This is a genomic window from Streptomyces sp. NPDC002623, from assembly GCF_053592635.1.
In genome coordinates this window covers 226,663-238,755 of the sequence record NZ_JBSFWB010000005.1, presented here as the reverse complement: position 1 = coordinate 238,755, position 12,093 = coordinate 226,663, and the positions used below count along the sequence as shown (strand labels likewise).

The window sequence follows — 12,093 nt, the reverse complement described above, 5'->3', positions numbered from 1 at the left end:
GCGTTGCGGATACTCGTCGCAGGGGCCACCGGAGTGGTCGGACGTCCGCTGGTCGGCGCGCTGCAGGCCCGCGGCCACGAGGTGAGCGCGCTGGTGCGGGAGGAGTCGCGGGCCCCGGACGCGGACCGCGTCGTGGTCGCCGACGCCCTCGACCGCGAAGCGGTCCTGTCGGCGGTCTCGGCCGCCCGGCCGGAGGTGGTCGTCCACCAGCTGTCGGCGTTGCGGCTGCTGCGCGACGACCCTCCGGAGGCCTTCGCACAGACCGCACGGCTGCGCACCGAAGGCACCGCGCATCTCGTCGAGGCCGCGCGCGCGGCCGGCGCCCGGCGACTGGTCGCGCAGTCCATCGCCTTCGCCGCAGCCCCCGCCGGGCCCGCCGTCCTCGACGAGGACGCGCCGCTGTACACGGACGCCCCGGATCCGGGCTGGGCCGCCACCGTGCGGGCCGTCGCCGAGCTGGAGCGCCTGACGCTGAGCGGCGAGGACCTGGGCGGCCTGGTGCTGCGGTACGGCACGCTGTACGGCCCCGGCACCGCGTACGCACGGGACGGCGGGACCGGGCAGCGGGTGCTGGCCGGGAAGCTCCCGCTGCCCGAGGGCGGGGCCGGGGTCACCTCGTTCCTGCACGTCGAGGACGCCGTGGGGGCGGCCGTCGCGGCCGTCGAGTCGGCGACCACCGGCGTCTTCCACCTCGCGGACGACGAACCGGCCCCGGCCGCGCAGTGGCTGCCGCAGTACGCCCGTGCGCTCGGCGCCCCGCCCCCGCGCACGATCCCGGCGGCGATGGCACCCCGGCTGCTGGGCTGGTTCCTGGCCCATCAGCTCACCGCGGCACGCGGGGCGGCGGCCGACCGGGCGCGGGCGGCGCTGGGCTGGAAGCCGCTGCGGCCGAGCTGGCGCGACGGGCTGGGCCAGGAATGACCGACCCCGTCGGCGCCCTCTCCGTGTGCGTGATCGGGGCCGGTCCGCGCGGGTTGTCGGTCCTGGAGCGGATCTGCGCCAACGCCGCGGGCACCGGCCGGCCGGTCGCGGTGCACCTCGTCGACCCGTACCCGCCCGGCCCGGGCGCGGTGTGGCGCACCGACCAGCCGGGCGAGCTGCTGATGAACACGGTCGCCTCCCAGGTGACCCTGTTCACCGACGACAGCGTGGCCTGCGCCGGGCCGTCCGTGCCGGGGCCCAGCCTGTACGCATGGGCACGCACGATCGGGCAGGGCGCCGGCGACCACCCGGACCGGGTCCTGGACGAGGCGCGGCGGCTCGGCCCGGACACCTATCCGACCCGCGCCTTCCACGGCCACTACCTGGAGTGGGTCTTCCAGCACCTGTTACGCACCGCACCCGAGGAGGTGACGGTCCACCCGCACCGCTCGACCGCGGTCGCGCTGGACGACACACCCGACGGGCGGCAGACGGTCACCCTGGCGGACGGCGGCCGACTGACCGGAACGGACGCCGTGGTGCTGGCCCTCGGCCACGGGGAGCTGACCCCCGACCAGGAGGAGCTGGCACTGGCCGACTTCGCCGACCGGCACGGCGCGACCTACGTCGGCCCCGCCAATCCGGCCGACGCCCGGCTGAGCCAGATCGCGTCGGGCACGCCCGTCGCCCTGCGCGGCCTCGGGCTCAACTTCTTCGACCATCTGGCGCTGCTCACCGAGGGCCGCGGCGGCACGTTCAAGGAGAGCGAGACCGGCCTCGTCTACCTCCCCAGCGGCAACGAGCCCGTGCTGTACGCCGGTTCACGGCGCGGGGTGCCCTACCACGCCCGGGGCGAGAACGAGAAGGGCGCGCTCGGCCGCCACCACCCCCGCTTCCTCACCCCCGAAGTCATCGCCGGGCTGCGGCGGCGGGCGGACGACGGACGTCCCGTCGCCTTCCGTGACGCGCTCTGGCCGCTGATCGACCGCGAGGTGCGCACCGTCTACTACGAGGCGTGGATCCGCGCCGCCCACGGGACCTGGGCCGCCGAGGAGTTCGTCCGGTCCACGCTCGCCGGCCGGTGCCCGGAGGAGCTGCTGCTGGACCGGTACGCGGTGCCGGCCGGCGAGCGCTGGGACTGGCGGCGCATCGAGCGTCCGTACGGCGAGCGGACCTTCGCCGGCCGCGACGAGTTCCGGCACTGGCTGCTGGCGTATCTGCGGCGGGATCTCGTCGAGGCCCGGCTGGGCAATGTGAGCGGGCCGCTGAAGGCCGCCCTGGACGCCCTGCGGGACCTGCGCAACGAGATCAGGCTCGTCGTCGACCACGGCGGGGTCCCCGGCGACTCCTACCGCGCCGAACTCGACGGCTGGTACACGCCGTTGAACGCCTTCACCTCGATCGGCCCGCCCGCCTTCCGCATCGAGCAGCTGATCGCGCTGATCGAGGCCGGGACGCTCTGCCTCCTCGGCCCGGGGATGCGGGTACGGCCGTCGGCGCGTGCGGGCGGGTTCCTCGTGGACGCCGAACTGGTCGCCGGGCCACCGGTGTTCGCCTGCACGCTGATCGAGGCCCGGCTGCCTGCCGTCGACGTACGGCGCAGCGCGAACCCCCTGCTGACCGGGCTGCTGGCGGCCGGCGCCTGCGTCCCCTACCGGCTGGGGGACCACGAGACGGGCGGACTGGCCGTGACCGGCGGTGCGGCCCGGCTGGTGGACGCGGCGGGCCGGGCCCACCCGCGCCGGTTCGCGTTCGGCGTGCCGACGGAAGGGGTGCGCTGGGTGACGGCGGTCGGCGTCAGACCCGGCGTCGGCTCGGTGACGCTGGAGGACTCGGACGCGATCGCGCGGGCCGCGCTGCTGCTCCCGGAAGCATAAATGCCCATGCTCAGCAAGTTTTTGACGAGACATCAGATACGACACATCAGATACGAGACGTAGGGAGTCGATGAGCGTGAACGCGCTGTCCGCGGGTACCGACGCGGGCCTGCTCGCCCCCACCTGGGCGGACACGCCGGTCGCGGCCGAGGTGACCGACGAGGCCTGGCTGCAGGCCATGCTGGACGTCGAAGTGGCGCTCGCCCGGGCCCAGTTCGCCGTCGGGCTCACCCCGGCCGCCGCGGTGGAGACGATGCGCACGGCGGCCCGCGAGGACCGGCTGGACCCGGTCGCCCTCGCCCGGGCGGCACGGGCCACGGCCAACCCGGTGGTCGCACTCGTCGCCGCCTTCACCGAGGCGGTCGCCGCCCGGGACCCGGCCGCCGCCGAGTATGTGCACCGCGGCTCCACCAGCCAGGACATCCTCGACTCGGCGGCCATGCTGATCGCCCGCCGGGCGCTCGGCCTGATCGCCGCCGACCTGGACCGCGTCCGGGCCGCCCTCGCCGCGCTGGCCGACACCCACCGCCACACCGTGCTGGCCGGACGCACCCTGACCCAGCACGCGGTCCCCACGACCTTCGGCCTCAAAGCGGCCGGCTGGCTCCACTCGGTCGGCGACGCCCTGGCCCGCGTACGGGCCGTCGCGTCCGCGCTCCCGGCCCAGCTCGGCGGCGCGGCGGGCACCCTCGCCGCGTACGGCGAGTACGCGGCCCTGGACGGCGGCAGGGCCGAGAGCGCGGTGGAGCTGCTGCGGCCGTTCGCGCAGGCGCTGGAGCTGGCCGAACCAGTGCTCCCCTGGCACACCGCGCGCACGCCCGTCGCGGACCTGGGCGCCGTGCTCCAGCAGGTCGCCGGGGCGCTCGGGAAGTTCGCGCTCGATGTGCAGACGCTGTCGCGCACCGAGATCGGCGAGCTGTCCGAGCCGGCGGCGGCCGGACGCGGGGGCTCGTCCGCGATGCCGCAGAAGCGCAACCCCGCGCTCGCCACGCTGATCGTGTCGGCCGCCCGTCAGGTACCCGCCCACGCCCTCGTCCTGGCCCAGTGCATGCTCGCCGAGGACGAGCGGCCGGCCGGGGCCTGGCACGCCGAGTGGCAGCCGCTGCGGGAGGCGCTGCGGCTGGCCGGCGGGGCCGCGCACACCGCCGTGGAACTCGCCGAGGGGCTGGTCGTGCATCCCGAGCGGATGCTCGCCAACCTCGAACTGACCGGCGGCGCGATCGTCGCCGAACGGCTGACCGTGGCCCTGGCCCCCGCACTCGGCAAGACACGGGCCAAGCAGGTGCTGACCGCCGCCACGGCCGAGGCGGAGAGCAGCGGCCGCCCGCTCGCCGACGTGCTCTCGGGCCGTCCCGAACTGACCGCCCGCCTCACCCCGGACCGACTGACGGAACTCCTCGACCCGGCCCGGTACACGGGCGCGGCCGACGCGCTCGTCGAGCGCGCGCTGCGCGCCTACGGGGACGCAGACGCCACCCGCCCGACAGCGGACGGGGGCACCCGATGAGCGCCGTGAGCCGCACCGAGGAGACCACGACAGCGGCGGCGACGCCCCGGTCCTGGCCCGTCCTGGTGGTCGTCGTCTGCGCCCAGATGCTGATCTGGCTGGACACCTCGATCCTCAACGTGGCGGTCACCACGCTGGCCGACCCGGACCGGGGACTCGGCGCGACCCCCGCCGAGCTGGAGTGGGTCGCGAGCGCCTACACCCTGGTGTTCGCCGGCACCCTGTTCGCGGGCGGCGCGCTCGCCGACCGCTTCGGCCCGCGGGCCACCCTCTTCGCCGGACTCGCGCTGTTCGGCGTCGCCTCCGGGGCCGGTGCGTTCGCCGGGAACGCGGGCTGGCTGATCGTGGCGCGCGCCTTCATGGGCGCGGGCAGTGCGCTGCTGATGCCCGCGACCCTGTCGGTCATCGTGCAGAGCACCCCGGAGGAGCGACGCACCCGGGCCATCGCGATCTGGAGCTCCTCCAGCGCCCTGGGCGTGGCCGTCGGCCCGGTCGCGGGCGGGGCCCTGCTCAGCCACTTCTGGTGGGGTTCGGTCTTCCTGGTCAACGTGCCGATCGTCGCCCTGTGCCTGGCCGGGGTGGTGGCCGTGGTGCCCGCGCTGAAGGGCCCGGTGCGCAGGGTGCTCGATCTGCCCGGCCTCGCGCTCTCGGTCCTCGGCCTCGGCGGTGTCGTCTACGGCATCATCGAGCTCGGCAACGGCCGCAGCTGGCACGGGGCACACGTCCTGGCGCCCCTCGTCCTGGGCGGAGCGCTGCTCACGGCCTTCGTCGCCGGCCAGCGCAGATCCCCGGCGCCCAGCCTGGACCTGCGGCTCTTCCGACAGCCAGGGTTCGCGGCCGGGAGCGTGGTGCTGCTGATCGCGTTCCTGGCGCTGGCCGGGCATCTGTTCTACGCGGCCTTCTACCTCCAGGGGCCCCGCGGGCTCTCCCCGGCCGACGCCGGAACCGTGATGATCTCCGCCGCGGTCGGCATCCTCCTGGGCAGCCAGGCCTCCCCGGCGATGAGCAGGCTGCTGTCGGCCCGCTGGACGGTCGCGGCCGGAGTCCTCGTCACGGCCGCCACGTACGTCGGCTATCTGTGGTTCGACGGACGGACCCCCGTCCCGGTCGTCGTCGCGCTGCTGTGGGTCCAGGGCTTCGGCATGGGCCTGGTCGGCACACCGGTCACGGCCGTGATGATGAGCGCGGTGCCCGCACAGCTCGCGGGCGCCGGATCGGCCGTCAACAGCGTCACGCGGCAGGTCGGCGGGACGCTCGGGGTGGCCATGGCCGGCTCGGTCCTGTCCGGGGTGTACCGGGAGCGCATGGCGGACGCCACGCTGCCCACGGCTGCACAGGGGCTGTCGCCCGGCGCCGCGGAACGGGCCCGGACCTCGGCCGAGGCGGCGCGTTCGCTGGCCGGTTCGCTGCGGCTGCCGGAGCTGGCCGCCACCGCCGACCGCGCCTTCCTGGACGCGATGTACGCGGCCACCTTCTGGATCGCGGTCCTGGCCTTCGGCGGGTTCGTCGTGGCCGCCGTGGGGCTCCGCCCGCGCAAGGCGGGCGGCGCAAGCGTCGGCAGTGGCAGTGGCAGTGGCAGTGGCAGTGGCAGTGGCAGCGGCGGCAGCGGCAGGGGCGGCAGCGGCAGTGGCAGCGGCAGCAGTGGCAGCGACAGCGGAGGGCGGTGACATGGCGGTGACCAGGCAGGACACGGCGGGGACCAGGCAGGACACGGCGGGGACCAGGCAGGACACGGTGGCCCGGTCGGTCTTCGTGACCGGCGGGAACCGGGGCATCGGGCTGGCCGTGGCCCGCCGCTTCGCGGCCGCGGGAGACCGGGTCGCGGTCACCTGCCGCGGCGACGGGCCGCCCCCCGGCGAGAACCTCCTCGCCGTGCGGTGCGATGTGACGGACGGCCGACAGGTGGACCAGGCCTTCAAGGAGGCCGAGGCCGCCCACGGCCCGGTCACGGTCCTGGTCGCCAACGCCGGCGTCACCGGCGACCGGCTGCTGGTACGGATGAGCGAGGAGGACTTCACCTCCGTGATCGACGCCAACCTCACCGGAGCCTTCCGGGTCGTCCGGCGTGCGATGCGCGGGATGCTAGGGCAGGGCCACGGCCGGATCGTGCTCATGTCCTCCACCGCAGCGCTGCACGGGGCCGCCGGGCAGACCAACTACGCGGCGGCGAAGGCGGGGCTGGTCGGATTCGCCCGCTCACTGACCCATGAACTCGGCGCCCGGGACATCACCTGCAATGTGGTGGCCCCCGGACTGACCGAGACGGACATGAGCCGTGCGCTCACCGACGAACAGCGCCGGAACCTGCTCGGCCGGACCCCGGCGGGCCGCCCGGCCCACCCCGACGAGGTCGCCGACGCGGTCGTGTTCCTGGCCGGCGCCGGTCATGTGCGCGGCGCCGTCATCCCGGTCGACGGAGGCGCCGGACTGGGGCACTGAACCGAGTGGACCGTTGGTCGGCCGACGGCGAGGGAAGCCGGGCTCGGACTGGGCCATTGGCCCAGTGCTTTCCTCGCCTGTTGAACCACCAGCCCTCCTGATGCTGAGATGTCCCCATCGATGGCGCTGCGGACTCCGCGGCGCCTTTCTCATGTCGTGTGACATGCCAGGTCAGGTCGGGGTGCGCCGTCGCGGCGCGCCAAGGTGGGGAAAGGGCGGGGCAGCTTGCTGAAGAGGGCGTTCGTCGCACCGGATCCAGGGCGCGCGCGGCTGCGGTTCGCCTCCCGGGCGGTGCTCGGCATCGGGCTCGCCGTCGCCCTGTGCGGCCTGGCCGGGCATTCGCTGACGGCCGCCGTCACCGGCGGTCTGGCCGCGCTGCTCGCCCTGTTCACGGTGACCGACCCGACGGTGCGCGGACAGGCCGTCACGACCGCGCTGCTCCCCGTCGTCGGGCTGCCGGTGCTCGCTCTCGCGGCCGTTCTGCACGACACGCCCGTCGCCCGTGACCTGGCCTTCCTCGCCGTCGTCGGGGCCGGGGCGTACGCGCGGCGCTGGGGGCCGCGCGGGCACTCGCTCGGCGTGTTCGCGTTCATGACCTTCTTCGCCGCCCAGTTCCTGCAGACCGTCCCCGCCCAGCTGCCCGAGCTGTACGCGGCGGTGCTGATGTCGCTGGGGGCGGCTTCGGCGGTGCGCTTCGGCCTGTGGTGCTACGAGCGCCGCTCGCCTGCGCCGGTGGCCGTCGCCGCGCCGACCGGCGGTACGGGCCTGGCGCGGATCACGACGCGACAGGCGCTGCAGGCGACCGTCGCGGCCGGGATCGCCCTCGTCGTCGGGCAGGCGCTGTCCGACCAGCGGTGGTACTGGGCGGTGGGCGCGACCTGGTGGGTGTTCGTGAACACCACCTCGCGCGGCGAGACGCTCGTCCGAGGGTTCCGGCGGTTCCTGGGGACCGTCATCGGGATCGTGCTCGGTCTGGTGGTGGCCGTGCCCCTGCACGGGGATCCGGTGGCGACCGCCGTGATCGTCGCGATCAGCGTCTTCGGGATCTTCTACTCCGCCGCCGTCTCCTACACGTGGATGATGCTCGCCGTCACGGTCATGGCCAGCGCCCTCTACGGCCTGCTCGGCCTGCTCGATCCGGCCCTCCTCGCCCTGCGGGTGACCGAGACGGCCGTCGGGGCGCTGGGAGCGGTGCCGGCGGTGCTGCTGGTGCTCCCGGTGACCACGCACTCCGTCACCGACGCCTGGGTGGAGCGGGCGCTGCGCTGTGTGCACGCCTGCACCGCCGAGGCCGCCGCCCGGCTCGCCGGCTCCCCGACGGCGGACCCGGCCCGGCGCGTGATCGAGCTGGAGCAGATCCTCGCCCGGGTCCGGCTGTCGCTGGCGCCGCTGGTGCATCCGCTGAGCCCCCTGCGGGCGCGCGGGGCCCGGGCCCGGCACGTGCTCGCGCTGCTCGACGACTGTGCCCGTGAGGTGCGGGCACTGGCCTCCGTCGCCGCGGACCCCGAGGCCTCGCACGACGCCCGCCTCGTCGCCGCCTGCCGACGGGTCGAGGCCGCGGTCGAGGCGCTCACCGCCCTGCCGACCGACGGACGGTCACACCCCGCGCAGCCGGCCGCCGAGCCGCCGCGCGCCGCTTCGGCCGACCCGGTCCTGACCCATCCGCTCCGTCCGGCCCATCCGCCCGGTCCGGCCACTCTGCACGGTCCGGCTCATCTGCCGGGTCCGGCCTCTCTGCCCGGTCCGGCCCATCCGCCCGGTCCGGCCCCTCTGCACGGTCCGGCCCCTCTGCACGGTCCGGCTCATTCGCCGGGTCCGGCCCCTCTGCACGGTCTGTCCCAGCCGCACGCCCTGTCGCATCTGCACGCCCTGGAACAGGCCCTCCTCGAACTCGCCGTGCCCCTTCGCGGCTCCGTCCGGGTCCCGGTAGGCGCCTGAGCCTCGCTCGCCGGTCGCCCGGGCGTCACGAGCCCCGGCGGACGAGATCGCGAGCCTGGTCTAGACCGCTCGTGATCGACTGCTACCGTCACCCCGAGCAACAGCGTCAGCAGCGACAGCGACGACAGCGGCGACCCGGGAGGGGACAGCGGTGGCAGACCTCGGCGGAAGGCGACGGCGGGCGTTCATCGGCTCGTTCACGGCGGCTGGAGGGCCCGGGATCGTGGCCGCCGCCGTGGACCCGGCCAACGGCGCCCTGACCCCGTTGAGCAGCGTGAACGGCGTACCGGACCCCTCCTACCTGGCCCTGTCGGCCACCGGGGACACGCTGTACGCGGTCAGCGAGACGACGGACGGCGCGGTGGCCGCCTACCGGGTCACCGGCGACGTGCCGGAACAGGCCGGACCGCCCGTGCCGGTGGACGGCAGCGGCCCCACCCACCTCGCCGTGTTCGACGGACACGTCCTCACCGCCAACTACGGCTCCGGCAGCGTCACCGCCGTCCCGGTCCACGCCGACGGCACCCTCGCCCGCGTCGCCTCCGGCGTGCTGCGGCACACCGGCTCGGGCCCGCACACCCGGCGCCAGCAGGGCCCGCACGCCCACCAGGTGCAGCCCGACCCGAGTGCGCGCTGGGCGGTCAGCGTGGATCTGGGGACGGACTCCGTGCGGGTGTGCGCCCTGCGCGACGGCAGCCCCGTGCTGCACCGCGAGCACGCGCTGCGCCCCGGCTCGGGGCCGCGCCACCTGGCCTTCCACCCGGGCGGCCGGTACGCCTACGTCGTCAACGAACTCACCCCGACGGTCACCGTCTGCCGCTGGGACGCCTCGGACGGCTCGCTGAAGCCGCTGGCCGAGACCGCCGTACTGCCCGGCGCACCGGCCGGGGACGCCTACCCCTCGGGCCTCGTCGTCTCGCCCGACGGCCGGTTCGCCTGGACGGCCACCCGCGGCGAGGACGTCCTCTCGGTGTTCGCCGTGGGGGACGACGGGGAGACGTTGCGGCTGGTCGGCACCGTGCCCTGCGCCGGGCACTGGCCGCGCGCCATCGCCGTCTCCGGTTCCGGCGACTTCCTCTACGTCGCGAACGAACGCTCCGGCGACGTCACCTGGTTCACCGTGGACCGGGCGACCGGACTGCCCCGCCGCGGCGGTTCGATCCCGGTCCCGGCAGCGTCCTGCGTGGTCCTCGGCTGAGCCCTGCGGCAGGGCTGGACCACGCGAGGGGGCCCGCTCCTGATGGAGCGGGCCCCCTCGCGTGGTACGGCGTTCCGGCGAACGCTTCAGCGGACCGGCGCGCCCTGCGGCTGCGGCGGGGCGATGCCGAGGGCGGTCGTGTACTTGGCCAGCGCGAGCTTGCCGATGGCCGGGTACGGGCCGAGCGCCTCGGCGGCGGCACAGCCGGCCTCCTTGGCGGCCTCGTGGACCAGCGTGGCGTCGATCTCCGGGCCGATCAGATACGGCGCCAGCGCCAGCTGCTGCGAGCCCGACGAGCGCAGCTGCTCGGCGACGGAGGCGATGGAGCCCTCCTGGTCGAGAGCCGCGGCCATCACCGGCACGGCGAGCCGCGCGGCGAGCAGCATGCCGGTGATCCCGGCGGCCTGCACGGCCTCCTCGCCGCCGACCGAGGCCAGGACGATGCCGTCCGCGGCCGTCGCCACGGTGAACAGCCGGGCGCGGTCCGCGCGGGCCAGACCGGCCTCGGACAGCCGCACGTGCAGCGCCTCGGCGAGCAGCGGGTGCGGGCCGAGCACATCGGTCAGCTCGGCCGCGATCCGGCTCTCCATGACGGCCTGGCGGACCTGGCGCAGCAGCGCGCCGTCGGGGCCGGCCAGCAGCGGCACGACGACGGCGACGGGGCCGTCGGGCTCCTTGACGTCCAGACCGGCGGCACGGGCCTGCTCGAAGCGGGCGGTGCGCTCTTCGGCGGCGTACGTGAGCACGGCCTGCAGGGTGGGGAACTCGGCGTCGTCCCCGTCGAGGTATCCGATGCGCGCGTCGAGGCCGGGAAGCTCGGAGCGGGCGATGCTCACGATCTCCTCGGCGAGGCCGCGCGTGGCGGTGCCGGGCGTGCCCGGCACCGCGAGCACGAGCGCGGGCGCGCCCTCGGGAGCCGCCAAAGGCTCGGGTCGGCGGTGCCGCCCGGGCTGGCGAGGTCGCGGCATTCGTACTGGCAGGCCGGACGCGGGCCCAGTGGGGGAGCTCATGGCGACGCATGTTACTGGCTTCTTGGGCTCCCCTGTTCGGGGAGGGTGCACGTGAGCGGTATCCGTCCGGTTTTGTCTGATGAGTTACGTGCGGATCAGAAGTGATCAGAGTGTTTTCCGGGCGACTTGCCCTCGAAGGAGGCAATCCGAGGTAATCCCCCATTTGGGCCATGACGTACGGCCCCTACGCGCGATGCAGCACGGTGCGTTACGCCTGCCGCACCACCGTCAGCAGCGCGTTCTCGCTCGGCAGCGTGAGCGTGTCCGTCGCCAGCGCGGTGGCGATGCGCACGGCGCCGTCCAGCGGATCGCCCTCGGGCGGCACCCGCAGAGGGTGCGGCAACCGTCGCGCGAGTTCCTCCTCCACCGGGCGGAGCAGGGGGTCGCCGATGTGGAACAGGCCCCCGGTCAGCGCGATCCGGGACTCCCCGCCGGGCGGGCACACCGCGGCGGCCGACTCCGCGAGGTGCCGGGCCGCCGCGCGCAGGATGCCGGCGGCGACCGGGTCGTCCTCGGCGCACGCGGCCACCTGCGGCGCGAAGGAGGCGAGGACGGCCGCACGGTCCGGGCGGGGGTAGAGCTGACCGGGCAGCCCGGCCATCGGCCCGAACCGCTGCGCTGCGCGGACCAGGAGCGGAGCCGACCCGCCGGGACGCCCGTCGTGGGCGCGCAGCGCGGCTTCCAGCCCGGCCCGACCGATCCATGCGCCGCCCCCGCAGTCGCCCAGCAGATGGCCCCAGCCGTCCGCCCGCTGCCAGGCCGTCAGGTCGGTGCCGATCGCGATCAGGCCCGTGCCCGCCACCACCACGGCGCCCGGCCGGGACCCGAGCGCGCCGACGTAGGCGATGACGGCGTCGGCCGCGAGCGCGGTCGTCCGGACGCCGAACTCCCGCGCCAGCGCGCCGGGAAGCTCGGCGCGCAGGGCCTCGCCCAGCGAGCTGAGCCCCGCCGCGCCCACGACGGCCGTGGCCGGCGGCGCTGTTCCGGTCTCCGCCGTCAACGCCCTCACCAGGGGCACCAGTTGTGCCATCAGCTGGTCCGGGTCGATGCCCCGCGCGCCGACGCCCACCGGCACCTGGGACGCACGCCGGGCGAGCGCGCCCCGCCCGACGGTTCCCAGCGCGACCCGCAGACCGGACCCGCCGGAGTCCACGGCGAGGATGCCGGAGCGGGGCTCGAGCACCGGATGCGACATCAGGCTCC

The 12,093-nt window shown here is 75.4% G+C and carries 9 protein-coding genes; 7 read left to right on the top strand and 2 right to left on the bottom strand.

The genetic code is table 11. The annotated features are described in order from the left end of the window. The first annotated feature begins 3 nt into the window (after positions 1–3). From ACWD4O_RS11355 to ACWD4O_RS11325, 7 genes are all read left to right on the top strand, one after another. Complete coding sequence (locus ACWD4O_RS11355; RefSeq protein WP_451279539.1) at positions 4–921, top strand: NAD-dependent epimerase/dehydratase family protein; 918 nt, start codon at positions 4–6, stop codon at positions 919–921. Then, positions 918–2,798 carry an FAD/NAD(P)-binding protein gene (locus ACWD4O_RS11350; RefSeq protein WP_451279538.1) on the top strand — a complete coding sequence of 627 codons (1,881 nt, stop codon included), beginning with the start codon at positions 918–920 and terminating at the stop codon, positions 2,796–2,798. Before ACWD4O_RS11355 ends, ACWD4O_RS11350 begins: the two co-directional genes overlap by 4 nt. Positions 2,799–2,868: 70 nt before the next feature. Further along, positions 2,869–4,305, top strand: coding sequence for a class-II fumarase/aspartase family protein (locus ACWD4O_RS11345; RefSeq protein ID WP_451279537.1), 1,437 nt, complete (start codon positions 2,869–2,871; stop codon positions 4,303–4,305). After that, on the top strand, positions 4,302–5,972 hold the full coding sequence (locus ACWD4O_RS11340; protein WP_451279536.1) for an MFS transporter: 1,671 nt from the start codon (positions 4,302–4,304) through the stop codon (positions 5,970–5,972). Before ACWD4O_RS11345 ends, ACWD4O_RS11340 begins: the two co-directional genes overlap by 4 nt. 67 nt (positions 5,973–6,039) lie before the next feature. Next, entirely contained in the window at positions 6,040–6,744 is a 705-nt protein-coding gene (fabG, locus tag ACWD4O_RS11335) for a 3-oxoacyl-ACP reductase FabG (RefSeq protein ID WP_451279660.1), read from the top strand. A 225-nt stretch (positions 6,745–6,969) separates the two neighbouring features. Further along, entirely contained in the window at positions 6,970–8,682 is a 1,713-nt protein-coding gene (locus tag ACWD4O_RS11330) for an FUSC family protein (protein ID WP_451279535.1), read from the top strand. Between the two features lie 151 nt (positions 8,683–8,833). Beyond that, the gene (locus ACWD4O_RS11325; protein WP_451279534.1) at positions 8,834–9,880 is read left to right on the top strand and encodes a lactonase family protein; all 1,047 of its coding nucleotides are present in this window, start codon (positions 8,834–8,836) and stop codon (positions 9,878–9,880) included. Positions 9,881–9,966: 86 nt separating this feature from the next. Here ACWD4O_RS11325 and ACWD4O_RS11320 read toward each other — a convergent pair whose 3' ends face one another. Beyond that, positions 9,967–10,890, bottom strand: a complete 924-nt coding sequence (locus ACWD4O_RS11320) for a sirohydrochlorin chelatase (protein ID WP_451279533.1) — start codon at positions 10,888–10,890, stop codon at positions 9,967–9,969. A 208-nt stretch (positions 10,891–11,098) separates the two neighbouring features. Further along, positions 11,099–12,085: an N-acetylglucosamine kinase gene (locus ACWD4O_RS11315; RefSeq protein ID WP_451279659.1), complete on the bottom strand. Its 987-nt coding sequence runs from the start codon at positions 12,083–12,085 to the stop codon at positions 11,099–11,101. Between the last annotated feature and the right edge of the window lie 8 nt (positions 12,086–12,093).